The organism is Pseudomonas sp. PDM20 (assembly GCF_014852575.3).
Lineage (GTDB): Bacteria > Pseudomonadota > Gammaproteobacteria > Pseudomonadales > Pseudomonadaceae > Pseudomonas.
This window is the reverse complement of the sequence record NZ_CM181224.1, coordinates 2,774,781-2,793,315: the sequence shown is the minus strand read 5'-3', so window position 1 is coordinate 2,793,315 and position 18,535 is coordinate 2,774,781. Positions and strand designations below refer to the sequence as shown.

The window sequence follows — 18,535 nt, the reverse complement described above, 5'->3', positions numbered from 1 at the left end:
GTGCGCTGCGCTCGGGCGATCACAACGGCAAAGGAATGTCCGATATGTTCAAGCCCCTCAGGCCCTGGCTGCCTGCCATGCTGCTTTGCAGCCCGCTCGCCGCGCAAGCGGAAGGCCCCTCTGGCGATTTCTGGCTGATTCACCAGCAGGGCAGCCTCTACAAGAACGAAATCTTCGTCATCGATGGCGACCCCGCCAACATCTATGACCGCAAGAACGGCGTGCGCTCGCTGGGTGTCTACGAATTCTACGAGGAAGGCGCCAAGCCGACCTTTACCGCCTATGACGTCGAGGTCGACTGCGCGAAGAACCGCGTGCGCCTCAACGGCGCGCAGAACTACGACAAGTTCTACAACGACATCCGTCCGAAGAAGGTTTCCAAGGAATGGCAGAAGAAGCCTGAGGCGTGGATCGCCCAGAGCCGCGACTTCCTCTGCAAGCCGGACGCCCACGTCGAGCAGAAGATGTACCCGCTGGGCAAGATGCCCATGCTGCAACTGGTCTCCGCCGCTCCTGGCCTGTTCCAGCTGCGCAACCGCGAGCACGCCAAGAACCTGATTCTGGAAATGGTCGACAAGGGCTTCGAGCAGATGCCCGTGAAGAACGCACCGGCCAAGGAGGGCGTGCAATGAAAGGACTACTCGCACTGGGGATGATCGCCATCCTGCTCGGCGGCTGTTCCGCCATTCCCACCCTGCCCGAAGCGCAGGCCCGCAGCTACTGGAAGGGCCGCCCGGCCGGCGACGCCATCGACCACTTCGGCGCGCCCAGCGATATCGGCCTGGCGCCGGAGAACGACTGGGTCGTGCTGATCTATCGCCGCGACACCTCCTACGTCTCCCGAGAGGCGCTCGGCACCTACACCGGCCCGCAGAACGGCCAGCTGGTGCATACCGAGTACTGGGGCGACGTGGTCCATTCGGCCAGCTGCGAAATCCGCGTCGCCATCAACCGCGCCCGCCAGGTGGACTACCTGCTGACCCGCGGCAATTGCGGCGGCATCGCGCTGAAGCCGGAAGCCTGAGCCCAGGCCCCCTCAAGGAAGAGACACAACCATGGCTAACCTGAACTATCTGGCGAAAATCGTCTTTGCGCTGCTCGGCCTCCTGGCCATCGGCTCGCAGGCTTCTGCCGAAGAGGTCAAGGTGACGGAACTGCTGCGCAGCGGCTACGAAGTGAAGGCCGCCTACGTGGCGCCGGGTCGGGTCACCCAGATCCACTTCCTGATCCTGCAGAAGGGCACGTCGGTCTACCAGTGCGGCACCTACGAGGCCAGCTCCCTCGCCCAGCAGTTCTACGACTACTCCAACACCTACTCCTGCTCGGCGGTCGGTGACTGGGTGTCGAAGAACGCCATTCCCGGCCTCAAGCAGTAATCCGGCGAAGGCCGGTATCCAAGATGCCGGCCATGCCACCCCCTCCCCCCGACACGGATGTTCCCCCAATGAAGATTCGCCTGCTGCCCGCCAGCCTGCTGCTGGCCTGCACCCTTGCCCACGCCGCCGAGCAGCCGCCCGTGCCCAAGCCCCTGGAAGAACAGGTAAGCCGCCTGGTGGAGCTGTACAAGGACAGCTTCGCCACCGGCTACCCCGAAGCCACCCATGTGCAGCCCCTGAAGACCGGTCAGGACAGCGAGATCATCCTGGCGGTGTTCACCATCGAAGGCTTCGACATGGGCAACAACTACAGCCAGTACCTCGCCGTCTTTTCCTCCACGCCCAATGAAGAAGGCCAGGAGCACTACAGCCTGCTCGATGCCATGCAGATCGGCGGCGGTGGCTGGCGCTCGGTCGAGAAGCTGGACGCCCGGCTGGTTGTCGACCCGGCGGGCAAGCGTACCCTGATCGACATCCCGGTGATGGAGAACAGCGACGACGATGCGCCGAACTTCCCCAGCCGTGCCGGCGTGATCCATCTGGCCCTGGAAGGGTCGCAGACACCCCGGCTGGTGGAGCAGAAATGAGGGGGTGCGCCTGATGTACCAGGCCCGATACCAAGTCGATAACAAACCGCTCTAAATTTCTCTTCCTGGCGGCCGCCATTGCGGATACCCATCCTCAGCGGAAGCCCATCCATGACTACCATCAGCGCCGTCAGCGCCACCAACGTTCGCTACACCACCGCCTCGACTTCGGCCGCCTCGACCTCTGCCACGAGCAGCGAGGACAGCACCACCAGCGATGCCACCAGCACTTCCCAGACCACGGCCAGCTCTTCCACGCAGGCTGCTGGCGGAGCGGCTGGTGGCGCTGCCGGCGGAGCGAGCGGCAGCTCCGACAGCAGTTCCGACACCACCCTGGAGAAACTCAAGCAGGCCATGGAGCAGGCGCAGAAGGAGCTGGAAGAGGCCGAGCAGGAACTGGCCAAGGCCAGCCAGGGCGGTGGCCAGACCGAGGAAGAGAAGCAGGCCCAGCAGATCGCCGCGCAGGCTGCCCAGGCACGCGTCTCGTCCGCCTCGGCGGCGGTAGCGGCGGCCACCGCGGCCTACTCAGAAGCCCTGACCGAGTCCGGCAGCAGCACCAGCGGCACCTCGGTGAATACCACCGCGTGAAGTCGCGCGGCCAGCTTTCGACGCTGCCAGGGCTGGCCGCTGCTCACTCCCCCTCGCCACGTTTCAGCGAGCGGCGGCTCCTTCATTCATCAGGTAGGTCACCAACTGCCGCGCATGGGATGACAACGCATCCCAGTCAGCCACGCAGATGCGCAGTTCACGGGTGGCCCAGGCGTCGGCGAGCGGCACCACTACCGCCGGCAGCTCCTGAGCCATGCGTGTAGCAGCCGCCTCAGGGAGCATGGCCACGCCCACCCGCTGGGCGACCAACTGGGCAATGGCATCGAAGCTCGGCGCGCGCACGCGCACCTTGAGCGGCATTGCATTGCGTACTGCCATCGCCTCGACGAAACGCTGCATGGCGCGTTCGGCCGGCAGGCAGACGAAGGGGAAACTCAGTGCATCGCGCAGGCTCGGCAGGTGCTGTCTGGCCAGCGGATGATCCTGCGGCACCAGCAGCACCAGCTTGTCGTTGCGGAACGGCAGCGACAGCAGGCCGGCGGTGGGCAGGTTGCCGTCGTAGACACCAATGTCGATCTGCCCTTCCTGCACGGAGCGCAGCACGTCCTTGCTGTTCTGCTCGATCAGTTGCAGGTCCACTTCCGGGTAGTCCGCCAGGAATGGCCCCAGCGCGGTGGGCAGGAAGGTGCTGTTGGCCACCGTGGAAGCGGCCAGGCGCAAGGTGATGCGCCGCTCTCCGCTCAGCTCCTGCAGGGTGTCCCTGAGCTGCCGGGCTTCCTTCAGCACACGCTGGCCGGCCTCCAGCACCAGGCGGCCGGTTGGCGTGAGGGTCATGCCGTCGCTGTGCCGGGCGAACAGGGAGAGCCCGCAGCGCTCTTCGAACAGGCGCAGACGGTTGCTCGCCGCCGAGACCGCCACCGGCACCGAAGCCGCCGCCTTGCTCAGGCTGCCGGTGCTGGCGATAGCAGCGATCAGGCGCAGGTCGGCAAGATCGAAATGCATGGGGTATTCTCCAAAAACGAAAGCCACGTTCGCCAAGTTGCGATTCTAGTGGAATGGCCTTCTCTCTAGAATAAAGCCTTTCCCCTGCCTTGCATCCGTGCCGCCATGAATAGCCTGACCTCCCTCTACCAGCGCAGCCTGCGCAACGGTGTGTTCTTCGCCGTGCTGTCCGCCACCGGCTTCAGCCTCAAGGCGGTATTCGTGAAGCTCTCCTACGCCGCCGCGCCGGTGGATGCGGTAACGGTGCTGGCCATCCGAATGGGCCTGGCGCTGCCGCTGTTCCTCTGGCTGATCTGGCTGAGCCGCAGCCCGCAACAGCCCCGCCTGACGCTGGCCGACGGCCTGCGCATCCTGCTGCTCGGGTTGTTCGGCTATTACCTGTCCAGCCTGTTCGACTTCTACGGCCTGCAGTACATCAGCGCCGGGCTGGAACGGCTGATCCTGTTCACCTACCCGACCCTGGTGCTGCTCCTGCAGATGGCCGTCAACCGCGAACGCCCCGACTCCCGGACCCTGGTCGCCATGGGCTTGTGCTACCTGGGCCTGGGCATCGCGCTGGTGCATGACATCCGTGTGGAAGGCGGTGACGGACAGATACTGCTTGGCGCGCTCTGGGTGTTTGCCAGCGCCGTCACCTATGCCCTCTACTACATGGGCACGGCCGCCGTGGTGCGGCGTGTGGGCTCGATGCGCCTGGCCGGGCTGGCCGGCGGCGCCTCATCGGTGATGGTGCTGATCCACTACGCGGCGAGCGGCGACGTGCAGCAACTGGCGACCTTGCCCGGCGCAGTGTGGGTCCACGGTTCGCTGATGGCACTGATTTCCACCGTGCTGCCGATCTACTGGATGGCGCTGGCGATCCAGCGCATGGGCGCCACCCATGCGGCCGCGTTCGGCAACCTCGGCCCGGTGCTGACCGTATTTGCCTCCTGGGCGCTGCTCGGTGAGGCGATCACCGTCTACCAGATTGCCGGGCTGGCACTGGTGTTGTTCGGCGTGTCGCGGTTGTCCGGGGCCAAGGCAGCTCCTCAGCCTGCGCCAAAGCAGCAGGCCGAGGATTGCAAGGCAACAGGTTGAGCGCGTCCGCTCGGATGACCCGCAAGCTCGCAGCAGGCGCATAGCCCTCGGCGTACCAGTAGCGCGGCGGCACTGGCACGCCTGGGGCGATTACTGCACGTTGCCGCTGTCGAGCTGGCGCTCTTTCTCGGCCAGGCCATTGGCCAGGGTGGTCAGCTTGGTATCGGGGGCGTTGCTGGGCAGCGGATCGACGCCGGCCGAGGCGAATACCTGGCCATAGCTGTTGCGCAGTTCGGCGTAGGCCAGGTCGCGGCGCAGGTCCGCCTGCAGGGCATTGAGCTCGCCCTGGATCAGGTCCAGCTCACCGATGCCCTGCGCCTGATGGCGGTTGCGCAACTGGCCGACGATCTGGGTGTCCAGGCTGGCCAGCTCCTGGGTGGTGACGAACTGGCGGCGCGCCTCGTTGTAGTTGGCGTTGGCCACGTAGAGCTGCGCCAGCACGGCCATCGACATGGCCTGCCGGCGCGCCACGTTGACGTCCTCGCCCGCCTTTGCAACGTCGATGGCGGCCGGGGCGGACAGGACGTTGAACAGGTTCCAGGTGACTTTCACGCCATAGTCGGCCCAGCGGTTGTTGACCAGGAAGCTGTTGGAGTCGTAGTGCCCGCCAGCGGAGAACTCCAGGCCCGGCAGCAGACGCAGCATGGCCTTGCGGGTTTCCGCAGCGCTGATCCGTGCCTGGTAGTCCTGCTCGCGCAGTTCCGGGCGGCTGGCCAGGGCCTGCTGCTCCAGTTGCTCAAGGCCCACCTTCAGCTCCGGCACGTCGTAGCCTTCCGGCGCGGCGAGGGTCAGCTCGGTACCCAGCGGCAGGTTGATCAGGGTAGCCAGTTCGGTCTTGGCCAGCGACAGTGCGCGACGCTGTTCCTCCAGCTGGCGGCTGGCCTCGATCAGGGCGCGCTGGTAGCCCAGCGCCTGGACCGGGTCGCCGATGCGCTGCTGGCTCATCTGCTGGCTGTCCTTGCGCGCGCCGTCGACCCGTGCCATCAGCGCGTCGATACGGTCGAGCAGGCGTTGTGCGGCGACCGCGCGCCAGTAAGCCGAGCGCACGTCCTGGATGATGGTCTGCACCACCTTGCGGCGGCGCTCCTGGACGATCAGGCGCTGGTCGGCCTGCTGCTTGGCGCTGACATAGCTGACGCCGAAGTCCAGCACGTTCCACACCATGGTCAGGTCGGCGACGTCGCGGTCGCGGTCCTGCGAGGTGGAGGGTTCCAGCGACTGGGTGTTGGTCAGCACGCTCTGGCTGCTGGAAGCGCTCTGGTTGTTGCGCCCGGCGTAACCGGCCTCGAGCGCCATGCGCGGCAGCATGTCAAAGGTGGCGAGATCGAGTTGCCGGCGCGACAGCGCCTCCTCCATTACCTTCAGACGCGACTCGAGGTTGTACTTCACCGCACGGGCCATGGCCTCGTGCAGGGTCAGCGGGCCGCTGAGCGGCTCCTGATCCTTGAACATCGCCTGCAGGTCGTCGCGGGCGCGTTGCTCGCTGACGCTACGGTCGATGGGTTGCGTGGTGACGGCGCAGCCGGACACGGCAAGCGCCAACAAGCTGATCCCTAGCAAGGTCGTGTGTTTTTTCATCCCTGGCCGTCCCCCTCGTTACGGCTTCGTTCTTGTGCTTTTTCTACTTGGCGATGTGGTGATCAGGATGCGTCGCGGTCCTGGGCTACTTGCCCCAGCGCCCAGGCCAGCTCGCGCAATGGTTGTTGTTCGGATTCGTGGATCTGCTGCAGTTGCTGCGTCAGGCTCGGCGCGCCGAAGATGCCGCGGATGCCCTGGTCGATATCGCCGCTGCGACGGTCGAAGGCCTTCAGCGGCGAGCTGTCGTCGAAACCGTCGCTATCGAAGATGCCGGCCAGCGTGCTGCTGCCGAAGACGCCTGCGTCACCGCCGCCGAAGCCCAGGAAGCCCTTGCCACTGCCGTCGCCAAACGACGAGCTGCCAAAGGCTTGGGCAATGAAGCTCTGCGACGGTGCGCCGTTGTTCACGAAGATATTGCCCAGCGGTGGCAGGCCACCGGCTCCTTCGCTCGGGAACAGCGACGGCGGCAGCACCGGCGAGGAACCCTGCGGCGTGACGACCACCGGCACATTGGGTTGCAACGGCGTGGGCGACGGCACGGCAGGCACGCTGGGCGTGGTGATACGGAACTCCGGGTCACCATCGGACAGCGAGCCGATCACATAGCTGTCGCCCCGCAGCGAGTTCGCCAGCGCGTTGCCGGCCGCATCGCTGATGCCGCCGGCGTTGACCGCCAGGCCCAGGCTGCCCTGCCCGCTCACGCTGCCGACGGTTACGCGGTAGATGCGGGCATCCAGTTGCACGACGGAGAGTATGCTGCCGCTGGCGGAGTTGCTGGTCACCAGGGAGAAATCGCCGGCATCGACGCCGCTGACGTCCTCGTCGAAAGTCACCAGGAAGTTCACCGTGCTTGCGCCGGTGGGCGACGGGTCCAGCCGCACGACTCCAGTGGCGGTGGGCGCGCGGGTATCGACCAGCACGCCATGGCTGTCACCGATGCCGTTCAGCGAAGGATTCAGTGCGTTGCCGGTGGCGTCGCGCAGGGAGCCGCCGTTGGCGGAAAGCCCACTGACCTGGATGCCGTCGGCGTCGTTGTCGCCAACCTGGATGGTGTAGCGGAACACCAGGCTGTTGCTGCCCGAGCCGCTGACGTAGTCGGCGTAGACGGTGCGCCCGCCCATGTCGATGGCCAGTTTCGGCGAGCCGTCCACCACCACGGCTTCGCTGGTCTGCACCACGAATTCGAGGGTGTCGCCCGCGTTGTTGAGACTCCCCGCAGGCACGCTGACTGCGGTAACGGTCGGCGCATCGCGGTCGACGCTGTACACCGCACCCGTCAGCCCGCCGCTGAGGGCGTTGCCCGTTGCGTCGACGATGTCGGTAGCGCTGCTGTTGAGATTCAACCCAAGGGTGCCGGTGCCGGACACGCCGCTGACAGTGATCCGGTAAGTGTGCGCATCGATCTGCTGCAGACCGCTCAGGGTGCCCGCCGCGGTCCCGGTGCCGACCAGGGCGAAGTCGCTCAGGTCCACGCCGCTGACGTCCTCGCTGAAGGTCACGGTGTAACGCACGCTGCCGGCATTGGTCGGCGACGGGTCGAGGGTGACGATGGCGCTGGGCGTCGGCGCATCCCGGTCGACGCTGTACACCGCGCCGGTCAGGCCGCCGCTGAGGGCGTTGCCTGCCGCGTCGAGTATGCCGGTCCCGCTGCCGTTGAGGTCCAGGCCCAGGGTGCCGGTTCCGGACACACCGCTGACGGTGATCTGGTAAGTGCGCGCGTCGATCTGCAGCAGACCGCTCAGGCTGCCAGCGGCGGTGCCGGTGCCGACCAGGGCGAAATCGCTCAGGTCGACGCCGCTGACGCCTTCACTGAAGGTCACGGTGTAGCGCACGCTACCGGCATTGGTCGGCGACGGGTCGAGGGTGACAATGGCGCCGGGCGTCGGCGCCAGGGTGTCGACGATGATGCCGCTGGTGGAGCCCACGCCGTGCAACGCCAGATCCATGTTGTTGCCGGTGCCGTCACGCAGGGAGCCGCCATTGGCTGAAAGCCCGCTGATCTGGATGCCATCGGCGTCGTTGTCGCCGGCCTGGACGGTGTAGCGGAACACCAGGCTGTTGCTGCCCGAGCCGCTGACGTAGTCGGCATAAACGGTGCGCCCGCCCATGTCGATGGCCAACTGCGGCGAACCGCCGACCATCACCACCTCACTGGTCTGTACGACAAAGTCGAGGGTATCGCCCACGCTGTGGAGCGCACCCGGCGGCACGCTGACCGCGGTAACAGTCGGCGCATCGCGGTCGACGCTGTACACCGCACCGGTCAACCCGCCGCTCAGGGCGTTGCCTGCCGCGTCGAGGATGCCGGTTCCGCTGGCGTTGAGGTTCAGGCCCAGGGTGCCGGTCCCGGACACGCCGCTGACGGTAATCTGGTAGGTACGCGCGTCGATCTGCTGCAGGACGCTCAGGCTGCCCGCGGCGGTACCACTGCTGGCCAGGGAGAAGTCGTTCAGGTCGACGCCGCTGACGCCTTCGCTGAAGGTCACGGTGTAACGCACGCTGCCGGCATTGGTCGGCGACGGGTCAAGGGTGACGATGGCGCTGGGTGTCGGTGCCACGGTGTCGACGATGACGCCGCTGGTAACGCCCACATTGTTGAGCGTCAGGTTCATGCTGTTGCCGGCGGCGTCGCGCAAGGTGGCGCCGTTGGCGGACAGACCGCTCACGCTGATGCCGTCGGCGTCGTTGTCGCCCGCCTGCACGGTGTACTGGAAGACCAGGGTCGAGGTGCCGGAACCGGAAACCAGATCGGCGAATGCCGTGCTGCCGCCGATGTCCAAGAGCAGCCTCGGGACGCCGTTGACCAGTACCGTTTCGCTGGTATTGACCGTGAAGGTCAGGGTGTCGCCGGCATTGTAGGCAGCGCCGGCCGGCACGCTGACACTACTGACCGTGGGCACCACGGCATCGACCAGCACGCCGGTGGTACTCGCCACGCTGTTCAGGCTTGTGTTGATGTCGTTGCCGGCGCTGTCACGCAGGGTGCCGCCGCCGGTCTGGATGGTCGAGCCAAGGCTGATGCCGTTGCTGTCGAACTGACCACTGGATACCACCAGGCGGAACAGCAGGGCTGTGCTGCCACTGCCGCTGAGGTACTGGGCCAGTACGGTGCCTCCGCCATCCAGCGTCACGAGGATGTTCGGCGTGCCCCCACTGGTGTCGACAATCACGTTCTCGCTGAAGTTGACGACGAAATCGAGGTTCTGCCCCGCCACGTAGGTGCCGTTGGCTGGCACCGTGACACTGTTGACGACAGGCGCCACGCCGTCGATCACCAGGTTGGCGCGACTGGCCAGGCTGTCGATGCTGGCCGGGTCCGGCAGGTCGCTGAAGGCATCGTCCAGGCGCGCGTTGAAGATCCTCGCGCCGTTGAGCGACAGCGCGCCGACGCCGGCAATGTTGAGGTCCGCACTCTGGTCGCCGGCCTGCACGGTATAGAGGAACGACAGGACGTTGCTGCCGCTGCCGCCCAGGTACTGGGCGGTGCGGTCGATGGTGCCGGTTTCCAGCAGCAGGCTCGGCCTGCCGGAGGTGGTGTCGACGCTGACGCTCTGGTCGAACTCGACGAGGACCAGAATCTGATCACCGACCTTGTAGGTGCCGTCCGGGGTGCCGGCACTGACGCCGACGATACGCGGGTTGGGCTGCTCGACGTTGATCGAGATGATATCGGTGTCGGTCTGCTGGCCACCGGAGCCGGACTGCCCCTGGTCATTGGTGATGATCTGCAGCGAAGCCGCGCCGTGGTAGCCGGCCATTGGGGTGAAGCTCAGCCCTGCGAGCGCATTGTTGATGTCGGCGAGGGAGCCATCGAAAGTCATGATGGCATCGACTGTGCCATCACCGGCCAGGAACGACAGGCCCGAGATGCTGCCCAGGGTGATCAGCCCGTTGATGCCGACGAGCGTCACGCGCAGGTTCCCACCCGCGACATCCACGTCCGAGATGGAGATCGCGTTGCCATTGCCGGCGCTGAAGACCAGCGTTTCGTTCGAGAGCACCGTCTGGGCACCCGGCACGCTGTTCACCGGAGCGTCGTTCACCGGGCTGATGTCCAGGTTGAAGGTGGCCGATGAAACCTTGGCGCCGCCCGTGCCGGTATTGCCGCGGTCATTGAGGCTGACCGTCACGATGACGATGCCCGAAGCGTTGGCCGCCGACAGGTAGCTCACCTGGCTGCCGGCGATGAAGGCGTTGATATCGCTGAGGCTTCCGCTGAGCACCAGCTGGTTGGTGCCCGAGCCTGTCAGCGTTACGCCGGCGCCCGCCAGGGCACTGAAGGTGCCGCTGCCCAGGGCGACGCTGAAGGTCGCCTGGACCACACCCGATCCGGCATCGATGTCGCTGAAGCTGATGCCGTTCAACACCAGGGGGACGTCCTCGCTGCCGCTCACCGGCAACAACGGCACCACGGGGGTGCTCGGCGCATCGTTCACCGCGTCGACCTGCAGGATCAGGCTGCCGCTGTCGGTCTTCGCCGGGCCACCGCTGTTGCCCAGGTCAGTGATACTGACACCGAGGGTGACGTTGCCGTTGAAGTTCGCGTTCGGCGAGTAGAAGAGGTTCATCCCGGCGATGTAGGCGTTGATGTCCGCGACCTTGCCGGTGAGGGAGATGGTGTTGAGCCCCGTGTCAACCGCGATGTTTCCGCTGACGGTCGCGAACAGGATGCCGCTGTTGGGCGGCAACGTGAAGGTGACCTGAACGTTGCCGGTACCCGCGTCGACGTCGGAGACAACGATGCCGGTAATGATCCCGGTAGCGTCTTCGCTGAGACTGATCACGCCGGGCAGGCTGAGCTGAGGAGAATCGTTGGCGGCCGTCACGGTCACGCTGCGCGTGGCGTCGGCGCTGTCGAGCTGGCCGTCGCTCACGCTGAAACTGACGCTGCGCGTGGCGGTGTCCGGGGTGTCCGAGCTGTTGCTGTAGGTCACCGAGCGCAACGCTGCCTGCCACTGGGCCGCGCTGGCGCCACTGGCGGAAGTGAAGGTCATTGTGCCAGTGGCGGCGTTGTAGCTGCCGCTGATGTCACCCATGGTGGCAGGATCGTTGGTGAATCCGAGCACATCCTCGGAGGGCCGCAAATTGCCAGTGATCTTCACCGAGGCGCTGTAGAGCAGCGGCGAATCGTTGTCCGACACGGTGAGGCCGCTGTCGACCACCACCGGCGTGGACGCCACGTCCGCCCCTTCGACGAACGCCGCGTTGCCGCCACTGCTAGTGACCGTCGGCGCATCATTGACTTCGACGACTGTAACGCTGGCGGTATCGCTGACCAAGGAGAACGGCGTGGTGCCGCCGCTGCTGGAAGCATCGAGCTTGAACCCTTGCTGGCCGGCGGTGATGCCGCTCTGGTCCCAGGCCTTGAAGGTGAAGCTGGCAGTGGTGCCATGGACGCCGTCGGGCACGAAGCGCACGCGATCGCTGCTGCGCAGCAGCAGCGCCGAAGCCGTGGAAACCGTACCGACGTCCTGCCAGCTGGCGCCGCTGTCCAGGCTGAACTGCCAGGTGCCACCGACGCCGGAGTTCAGGCCGGTGATGGCAATGCCCTGCACCGCGCCCGTGTCCACGTCGCTGACCTGACCGGTGATGAGGCTGGAAACCGCCTGTCCGACGTTATTCACGTCACCGTCGGTCAGCGTGTTGAGCACCGGGCTGGAGGGGCTCAACACGGGCGCATCGTTGACGCTGCTGACGCTGATCGTTGCCTGCGCGATGCCTGTCGAGAACGCCGTGCTGCCGCCGTTGGAGCTGGTATCGGAGGTGGAGCGAATGCCGTTGAGGGAGGCGATGCCGAAGGTCTGGTCCCAGGCGCGGAAAGTCAGTGTGGCCGTCCCACCGTTTTTGCCATCGGGCACATAGCGAAGCAGGGTACTGCCCGACAGCAGCAGCGCGCTGCCATTGGACACCGCGCCAACATCGGTCCAGGTCACGCCATCGGTGGAGTACTGCCAGACGCTGCCGCCGGTGCTGGCTGTCAGGGCGATTCCGCTGGCGGGGCCATCGACGTCGGCGTAGGTAACGCCGGCCAGCAGGCTGCTGACCGTGACGGCCTGGGAGCTGGTGTCTTCGCTGGTACCCACCCAGGTGTAAGGGCCGCCGGACAGGGTCGGCGCGTCGTTGATGGCGGTGATCGCCACCTGGACGACGGCGGTGTTGGAGTCGTCGCCAGCGCTGTCGGTGACAACGAAGTTGATCTGCCGGGTGGTATCGGCCCCCCCGAAGGTCGGGTCATCCGAGCTGGAGGAGAAACTCACCGAGCGCAGGACGGCCTGCAACGCGGCGGCACTGCCGCCACCGGTGATCGTCAGGACGCCGGTGGCACTGTTGTAGCTGGTGGCAAAAGCGCCCGGACTGCCGACGGTGAGGGAATCGCCGACGCGCAGATCGCTGATGGTGACCGTGGCCTTCTGGAAGCTGCTGCCATCGTCCACCAGGGTCAGCGTGGGGCTCAGCGCCACTGCGGCTGCGTTCTCGGTGTAGCCGATGACGTTGTTGGCCGGCGCGAGCATCGGGGCGTCGTTAGTGGCGATCACGCTGAGGGTAACGTTCGATGCTGCGCTGGTACCGCCATCGCCATCGGAGACAGTCACGCTGATGGTGCGCGTTGCGGTGTTGGGGTCGAGCCCGTTGCTGTTCACGTAGGTGAGGTTGTGCACCAGCGCCTGGGCTGCCGCCGCGGTGGCCGCGGAGTTGAAGGTCACCACCAGGTTGCTGCCGCCGATGCCCCCCGTGTAAGTGCCGATGAGCACTCCGCCGTAGGAGATGTTGGCGCCCGAAACGCTGATCTGGCCGGCGCCGGTCCCCTGGTTGCGAATGCCCAGGACGTCCTCCAGCGATTGCTGGCCGGAGGTGATCGCCACGCGCAACTGACCGCCATCGAAGTTCGCCGAGTCGCTGTCGCTCACCGTGGCCAGGCCCGCCGCATCGATCAGCGTCGGCCCGCTGTCCTCGGTGAAGCTCGCGGTCCTGCCGTTGAGCCCGCCGAGCACCGGGTCGGCGTTGGGTCCCTTCAGGTCGGTGAGCAGGACCTGCTGCAGGTCGATGTTGCCAACCGTTTCAGAGCCGTTGAGCTGGGTGACACGCAGGGTAAAACCACTGATGTCGTTGAACAGTGAACTGTCGATGTTGACGGTCAGCGGCCCCTGTGCACCCGAGAAGGTGAACGACTGGGTAACCGTCGCGCCCCCGGAAATCGCGCTGACGTCCAGCCGGTAGTTGCCGCCGAAGGACTGGATCACCAGGCCGTCCAGGTCGAACTTGCCAAGATCGACGTTATCCGCGGTCCAGGTCAGCTGGTAGTAGTGGTTGCCGTCCCCGTCGGCCACGGAGCTCGTGCTGAAATAGATCGAGTCCGGCGAGCTCATCCGCACCGCCCCCGTGGATTCACTGAGGGTGAAGCCATCCACCGTGTTGCCGCCGGTGTTGTTGGTCCAGTAGATGTCGCCCAGCGACTGGTTTGCCGAGGGTAGCGCCAGCAGGTCGGCATAATCGGGGCCGCTGTCGGAAGCCCAGGGGCGCTGCGTCTCGATGCTGCCGGTGTGGGCTTCCAGCGTCCAGTTGCCGCCCAGGGCCGCGGCGCCGGTGCGATCGGTGGAGGCAGCCACGTCGGCGCGGGTGAGCGCCGATAGCTGCTGAAGCAGCACTTCGCCGGAGCCCTTGGCCACGTCGCAGCCGTACAGAAGTATGTCGCCATCGGCGTCCAGGCTGTCGCCGATGGCGGACAGCTGCGAAGCCTTGCTGGCCAGGTTGTCGGCGCTGAGCACGGTGTTGCCCAGATGCACTTCACCCTCTTCGCCGTGGCTGAGGATATGGATGGCGTCGATGCCGGTGCGACCGTTGAGGTACTGGGCGATCTGCTGCAGGCCGTCCTTGTTGCCGTCGAGCACCACCACTTCGGTACCCGGCTTCAGGCTGGCGACCAGCTGCTGGTAGTTGGCGACCTTGCTGTCGACGAACACCACTTCATGGCGCTGGTCGGAGGAAGCAGTGGGGGCTGCGGCGAGGGTGTCGTGGGAGGACGAGTCGGAAGGTGTCTTGTCCTGGGCGGCGGGATGATCGGCCGCCTGGCTGGAGGCGGTATCCGCGACGGTGGCGGCGACCGCGCCGTCGAACATCATCCTGGCTTCGAGGCTCAGGGCCAGTGGGGAGCGCATGGCGCCGGACTGATGCTTGCGAACGGCCGATGACGCGAACCAATGCCTGAACATATGGCCTCCTCCCTGAGAGCACACACGCAAAGCCGCACCGGCTCCGGTACGACGACTGCAAGCTGGCAAATTGTTATTGGATTGATCTCACCATAATGCCTGATGGAAAGCTGACGTCAATGGCCCGATAGCCGGCATTCGCCGGCAATTCGCTCAATAACCGCGAGCCCGACGCTCTCATGGATATCGTCTATGTTTCCTCTCGGCCCGATCGCCAGCGGAATGGTCGGCGGGCCAGTCCCGTGATGAAGCGATAACAACTCAAAGTAGGGAAATGATCATGAGTGAACAGTCCTATCTCGGCTCGATCAGCGGCTGGGCCCCGAACTTCGCACCGCGCGGCTGGATGATCTGCGCCGGGCAGATCCTCGCCGTCCAGCAGAACTCCGCGCTGTTCTCGCTGCTGGGCACCAACTTCGGCGGCAACGGCCAGACCACCTTCGGCCTGCCCAACCTGCAGGGCCGCGTCCCCGTCGGCGTGGGCCAGTCGCCGGGTACATCCATGTACGCGCTCGGCCAGGTGGGGGGCACGGAAAGCACCACCCTGACCACCGCGCAGATGCCGATGCACACCCACGCCGCCACCGGCACCCTCAGCGCCTCGTTGCCGACCAGCACCGCAGCAGCCACCTCGGCCACGCCCAGCGCCACCTCGGTGCTGGCAGCCGCCAATGGCGCCTACGGCCGTGATGCCGTCGACGTGAAGATCTACGCGCCGGCACCGGGCTCGGTGAACCTGCCGCTGTCCAGTTCGGCGACGGTCAACGTCCAGATGACCGGCGGCTCCCAGCCGTTCTCCATCCTGCAACCGTTCCAGGCCATCAACTACATCATCTGCGTTTCCGGGCTGTATCCCTCGCGCAACTGACGACTCAAGGAGCACCACATGGATGTCGAAAGCTATATCGGCGTCGTCGCGCCCTTTGCCGGCAGCTTCGCGCCGAGAAACTGGATTACCTGCAATGGCCAGCAAATGAGCATCTCGCAGAACCAGACGCTCTACGCGCTGCTGGGCACCACCTACGGTGGCGACGGCGTCAACACTTTCTGCCTGCCCAATCTTGGCGGACGCGCCGGCCTCGGCCAGAACGCCAGCTACCCGCTGGGTGCCGTGGCCGGTACGGAACACACCACCCTGCTCACCAGCAACCTGCCGACCCATACCCACGGCGCCACCGCGGAGGCCACCGTGCTGCTGTCGGAGTCCAGCAGCGCCGCCAGCGCCAGCCAGGCGACGACCAGCGATACGCTGGCGCAGTCGCTGGGGGCCGCCGGGCGTGATGCCGTCACGGTGCAGATCTACGGTCCCGCGCCGGGCTCGGTGCAACTGCCGGCACAGGGGCAACTGAACGTGACACTGGCGGCGGCCGGCGGCAGCCAGCCTGTCTCGATCCTGCAGCCCTATCTGGCGCTGACCCAGTGCATCTGCGCCCTCGGGGTCTTCCCCAGCCGCAACTGATCGACCCGGCCCGCTGCCAGGCCCTAGCTGAACAGGGCCTGGTAGTGGCGCTGGTCGCCGGGCGTTGCCGCCAGCGGCGCCAGGTAAAGTTCGTAATCGCGCCCGCTCGGGCTGCTCAGGCGATACTGGGCCTCGAGCAGCAGTACATTCATCGGCGTGGTGAAGATCAGCGAGAAAGGCGTGCGGAAACCACCGCCGACCTCGCGCCCTTCGATCACGTTGTGCAAAGTCAGCTGGACCGGATCGGGAACGGTGTGCGCAGTGAACACCTGGCCGAGTTCAGAACTGAATGCCTGGGCCGTCAGGCCCTGGAGGTCGATGAGCATGAGGTCACTCCCTGATCGTTGAATGGCAGGCTCCGCCTTCGCGAAACCTGGAAAACCTGAGCCTGAAACCCTGATCCTGAATGCCTGATCACGAAATCCAAGCCTGGAAAACTACAACAGCCCATGAGCGAGATAAAGACCCGCCCCACCCTGCTTCGCCGCCCCGCCGACAGCGCCGACGAACCCTGGCTGAAGCGCCTGTTCGCGCAACTGCGCGGCCTGGACGCGGCGCTGATCGCAGCCTGCCCCGCCCTGCTCGACCAGCAGTGGCAACTGCAGCAGCGCATCTTCGCCAGTGACTATCCAGGCGCCCTTACCGAACTGATCCTGCTCGACGGCGAAGCAATCGGCGTGCTGACCCTGGACGACCGCCCGGACAGCCTGCGCATCCTCGAAATCGGTCTCGAACAGCATCAGCGCGGACGCGGTTTGGGTGAGCAGCTGCTGCGCGAGGTCGTCGCCCACGCCGACCATCAGGGCAAGGCGCTTGAGCTCGCGGTGATGCGCCACAATCCTGCGGTGCGCCTGTACCAGCGCCTGGGCTTCGCGAGCCTGGGAGGAGCGCCGGACGAGGCGCAATGGCAGATGCGCCGCGAGCCCGTTCAACCCGCCTGATCCCTGCGCAACGCCTCCAGCTCCCGGTAAGGCGCATCGGCCCAACGAGCCACACTGTCACGCAGTAGCGCCGAAGCGGAGTCGCGCTTGTCGCGGGAATCCGCCACGAAAGCCTCGCCCGGACGCTTGGCATTCTGCCGGCTCACCGCCATGGCCTGTTCGACCTGCCCAGTCGTCAGCCGCAGGCGCTCGCGCAGGCGTCCGCCCAATACCTGCGGCAACTCCTCGTAAGCCACTGCCAGGCCGCCCTGTCCGCGGCACGCTTCCACCGCCAGCGCCAGCAACCGCCCCAGGCGACGAGCGATGTATTCCTCGCGGGGTGCCACCGGCTCATCGACCAGGTTCAACGGCGACGGACTCAGTTGGCCCGGGATCATCTGCATGCCCGGCATTTTCAGGTGCGATGCAGCGATCTCCAGCGGGTCGCGGTAGAGAAATATCCACGGCGTTTCGGGGAAGCAACCGCGAATCAGCGGCAACTCGAATAGATTCCACGCATCGAGCTTCACCACCAGATGCTGCGCCGGCGGCCCCGCGTTCTGCGCCAGCGCTGACAGCATCGCGATGACGGCCCGCTCCTGCTGGCCTGCCTCCCACTCGTGGAGGTAGTGACTGCGCAACAGGCTATCCAGCGGACCGGGCTCGGACAGCACCAGGTGACTGTCGAGCCCGGCGAGCATCTGTGCCAACAGCGTCGAGCCGCAGCGCGAGGCGTGGAAGACCAGCAGGCTCGGAGCCAAGCCGGGGCTCGCGCGCTGCCAATCGAGCAGCTCCGTCAGGCCGGTCTCGCGACGGAACGCCAGGTTGAAAGGCAGGCGCAGGGCCTGCTCCACGTCGTCATGGAAGAATGGTCGGGTCAGGCGCTGCTCGCCGAACCAGCACCAGTCCAGGCGCCAGTCCCGTGCGTCACACCAGGCACGAATGGGCCGCCAGCCACTGAGGTCCAGCACGGGGCTCAGGCTCTCCATTGGTCACTCCAGGCTCTGCGGGCCAGGCGCATCGTGGCGCGAACTTCAGCGGCGGAAAAGTGCAGGTCGCGAGCGGCCCCCAGAGCGACCACCCGCGCGACGAAGTCTGCGCTGTCGGTCATCGAGCGCAGCGCCTGGGCGAGCTCAGGCTCCTGCGCGACCTGCACGCGGAACTGCTCGAATGCCAGGGCCGCCCGACCAGGACGCAGGTTCGGCGTATCCGCCAGCCCCTGCTCGATCAACGCCAGCAGCCAGTCGTTGCGCTGGCAGTCGAGGACCAGATGGATGCGCTCCCCGGGCCCCGGATTGTCGACCCGATGCGGGCGGGCGAGATCGATGAACCAGCACTCGCCCGGATGCATCGGCACCTGCAGCCCGTCCACCAGGAACGCGACGCCCTCAGGGCTCAGCAACGGCAGGTGCAGGCGCAGGTCACTGTCGGGCAGCCCCAGATCAGGATCGCAGTGCTCGTGAATCCGCGAGCCGCAGCCCAGGCGCAGCAGGCGCGCGCTACGGATAGTCGTGCGGAAGGCGCCCAGTGCGGCCTGCCAGGCCGCGCTGCGCCGCAACAGGTCGCTGGCCAGCGGTGCGCCCTGCCCCGGCGCCAGCGGCATCAGGGCGTCGTCGGGGGTGATCAGCGCAACGCCGCTCCAGTCTCCTTCGTAGAAGCCACGGTTGAAATGCCCTTGCCACGCCGCCTGGTCCACGGCAGCCAATGCGTCGAGCAACGGCTGCAACGGGATGTCCAGCCCAAGCCGGGCGCAGCGGGGTAACGATGTCGCGCTCAT

At 66.2% G+C, this 18,535-nt stretch carries 15 protein-coding genes; 9 read left to right on the top strand and 6 right to left on the bottom strand.

Features of this window, described 5'->3' with window-relative positions; translation table 11 throughout:
* The first annotated feature begins 44 nt into the window (after positions 1-44).
* The 5 genes from IB261_RS12940 to IB261_RS12920 all read left to right on the top strand — a co-directional run bounded on the left by IB261_RS12940 (position 45) and on the right by IB261_RS12920 (position 2,551).
* On the top strand, positions 45-632 hold the full coding sequence (locus tag IB261_RS12940) for a hypothetical protein (protein ID WP_192382909.1): 588 nt from the start codon (positions 45-47) through the stop codon (positions 630-632).
* Positions 629-1,024: a hypothetical protein gene (locus IB261_RS12935; RefSeq protein WP_045214467.1), complete on the top strand. Its 396-nt coding sequence runs from the start codon at positions 629-631 to the stop codon at positions 1,022-1,024. The genes IB261_RS12940 and IB261_RS12935 overlap by 4 nt, the downstream gene beginning before the upstream one ends.
* Before the next feature lie 31 nt (positions 1,025-1,055).
* Complete coding sequence (locus tag IB261_RS12930; RefSeq protein ID WP_192382910.1) at positions 1,056-1,376, top strand: hypothetical protein; 321 nt, start codon at positions 1,056-1,058, stop codon at positions 1,374-1,376.
* A 68-nt stretch (positions 1,377-1,444) separates the two neighbouring features.
* Positions 1,445-1,963, top strand: coding sequence for a hypothetical protein (locus tag IB261_RS12925; RefSeq protein ID WP_151186814.1), 519 nt, complete (start codon positions 1,445-1,447; stop codon positions 1,961-1,963).
* Positions 1,964-2,074: 111 nt separating this feature from the next.
* The gene (locus IB261_RS12920; RefSeq protein ID WP_192382911.1) at positions 2,075-2,551 is read left to right on the top strand and encodes a hypothetical protein; all 477 of its coding nucleotides are present in this window, start codon (positions 2,075-2,077) and stop codon (positions 2,549-2,551) included.
* Between the two features lie 63 nt (positions 2,552-2,614).
* Here IB261_RS12920 and IB261_RS12915 read toward each other — a convergent pair whose 3' ends face one another.
* On the bottom strand, positions 2,615-3,514 hold the full coding sequence (locus IB261_RS12915; RefSeq protein WP_192382912.1) for a LysR family transcriptional regulator: 900 nt from the start codon (positions 3,512-3,514) through the stop codon (positions 2,615-2,617).
* 105 nt (positions 3,515-3,619) lie between these two features.
* Here IB261_RS12915 and IB261_RS12910 point away from each other — a divergent pair, with 105 nt between their 5' ends.
* A complete protein-coding gene (locus tag IB261_RS12910) occupies positions 3,620-4,591 on the top strand; it encodes a DMT family transporter (protein WP_151186812.1) in 972 nt (323 codons plus the stop codon).
* Positions 4,592-4,681: 90 nt separating this feature from the next.
* Here the strand turns inward: IB261_RS12910 and IB261_RS12905 are convergent, their stop codons facing one another.
* Both IB261_RS12905 and IB261_RS12900 read right to left on the bottom strand, forming a co-directional pair.
* Complete coding sequence (locus IB261_RS12905) at positions 4,682-6,169, bottom strand: TolC family protein (RefSeq protein WP_192223198.1); 1,488 nt, start codon at positions 6,167-6,169, stop codon at positions 4,682-4,684.
* 62 nt (positions 6,170-6,231) lie between these two features.
* Entirely contained in the window at positions 6,232-14,325 is an 8,094-nt protein-coding gene (locus IB261_RS12900) for a DUF4347 domain-containing protein (RefSeq protein ID WP_225606119.1), read from the bottom strand.
* A gap of 334 nt (positions 14,326-14,659) precedes the next feature.
* Between IB261_RS12900 and IB261_RS12895 the strand changes: the two genes are divergently transcribed.
* Both IB261_RS12895 and IB261_RS12890 read left to right on the top strand, forming a co-directional pair.
* On the top strand, positions 14,660-15,247 hold the full coding sequence (locus IB261_RS12895) for a phage tail protein (RefSeq protein ID WP_081516911.1): 588 nt from the start codon (positions 14,660-14,662) through the stop codon (positions 15,245-15,247).
* A gap of 18 nt (positions 15,248-15,265) precedes the next feature.
* Positions 15,266-15,838, top strand: coding sequence for a phage tail protein (locus tag IB261_RS12890; RefSeq protein ID WP_192223195.1), 573 nt, complete (start codon positions 15,266-15,268; stop codon positions 15,836-15,838).
* Positions 15,839-15,861: 23 nt separating this feature from the next.
* Here IB261_RS12890 and IB261_RS12885 read toward each other — a convergent pair whose 3' ends face one another.
* A complete protein-coding gene (locus tag IB261_RS12885; protein ID WP_081516909.1) occupies positions 15,862-16,164 on the bottom strand; it encodes a DUF6916 family protein in 303 nt (100 codons plus the stop codon).
* A 123-nt stretch (positions 16,165-16,287) separates the two neighbouring features.
* Between IB261_RS12885 and IB261_RS12880 the strand changes: the two genes are divergently transcribed.
* Complete coding sequence (locus tag IB261_RS12880; protein ID WP_192382914.1) at positions 16,288-16,779, top strand: GNAT family N-acetyltransferase; 492 nt, start codon at positions 16,288-16,290, stop codon at positions 16,777-16,779.
* Here IB261_RS12880 and IB261_RS12875 read toward each other — a convergent pair.
* Both IB261_RS12875 and IB261_RS12870 read right to left on the bottom strand, forming a co-directional pair.
* Positions 16,767-17,747 carry a sulfotransferase family protein gene (locus IB261_RS12875; protein ID WP_192382915.1) on the bottom strand — a complete coding sequence of 327 codons (981 nt, stop codon included), beginning with the start codon at positions 17,745-17,747 and terminating at the stop codon, positions 16,767-16,769. The genes IB261_RS12880 and IB261_RS12875 overlap by 13 nt on opposite strands.
* Positions 17,735-18,535 carry an aspartyl/asparaginyl beta-hydroxylase domain-containing protein gene (locus tag IB261_RS12870; RefSeq protein ID WP_192382916.1) on the bottom strand — a complete coding sequence of 267 codons (801 nt, stop codon included), beginning with the start codon at positions 18,533-18,535 and terminating at the stop codon, positions 17,735-17,737. Before IB261_RS12870 ends, IB261_RS12875 begins: the two co-directional genes overlap by 13 nt.

What these genes read in the sequence shown, in the direction of transcription:
- IB261_RS12940 (WP_192382909.1), top strand. Translation starts at nt 45, where the DNA reads ATGTTCAAGCCCCTCAGGCCCTGGCTGCCTGCCATGCTGCTTTGCAGC.
- IB261_RS12935 (WP_045214467.1), top strand. Translation starts at nt 629, where the DNA reads ATGAAAGGACTACTCGCACTGGGGATGATCGCCATCCTGCTCGGCGGC.
- IB261_RS12930 (WP_192382910.1), top strand. Translation starts at nt 1,056, where the DNA reads ATGGCTAACCTGAACTATCTGGCGAAAATCGTCTTTGCGCTGCTCGGC.
- IB261_RS12925 (WP_151186814.1), top strand. Translation starts at nt 1,445, where the DNA reads ATGAAGATTCGCCTGCTGCCCGCCAGCCTGCTGCTGGCCTGCACCCTT.
- IB261_RS12920 (WP_192382911.1), top strand. Translation starts at nt 2,075, where the DNA reads ATGACTACCATCAGCGCCGTCAGCGCCACCAACGTTCGCTACACCACC.
- IB261_RS12915 (WP_192382912.1), bottom strand. Translation starts at nt 3,514, where the DNA reads ATGCATTTCGATCTTGCCGACCTGCGCCTGATCGCTGCTATCGCCAGC.
- IB261_RS12910 (WP_151186812.1), top strand. Translation starts at nt 3,620, where the DNA reads ATGAATAGCCTGACCTCCCTCTACCAGCGCAGCCTGCGCAACGGTGTG.
- IB261_RS12905 (WP_192223198.1), bottom strand. Translation starts at nt 6,169, where the DNA reads ATGAAAAAACACACGACCTTGCTAGGGATCAGCTTGTTGGCGCTTGCC.
- IB261_RS12900 (WP_225606119.1), bottom strand. Translation starts at nt 14,325, where the DNA reads ATGCGCTCCCCACTGGCCCTGAGCCTCGAAGCCAGGATGATGTTCGAC.
- IB261_RS12895 (WP_081516911.1), top strand. Translation starts at nt 14,660, where the DNA reads ATGAGTGAACAGTCCTATCTCGGCTCGATCAGCGGCTGGGCCCCGAAC.
- IB261_RS12890 (WP_192223195.1), top strand. Translation starts at nt 15,266, where the DNA reads ATGGATGTCGAAAGCTATATCGGCGTCGTCGCGCCCTTTGCCGGCAGC.
- IB261_RS12885 (WP_081516909.1), bottom strand. Translation starts at nt 16,164, where the DNA reads ATGCTCATCGACCTCCAGGGCCTGACGGCCCAGGCATTCAGTTCTGAA.
- IB261_RS12880 (WP_192382914.1), top strand. Translation starts at nt 16,288, where the DNA reads ATGAGCGAGATAAAGACCCGCCCCACCCTGCTTCGCCGCCCCGCCGAC.
- IB261_RS12875 (WP_192382915.1), bottom strand. Translation starts at nt 17,747, where the DNA reads ATGGAGAGCCTGAGCCCCGTGCTGGACCTCAGTGGCTGGCGGCCCATT.
- IB261_RS12870 (WP_192382916.1), bottom strand. Translation starts at nt 18,535, where the DNA reads ATGAGCGCGACATCGTTACCCCGCTGCGCCCGGCTTGGGCTGGACATC.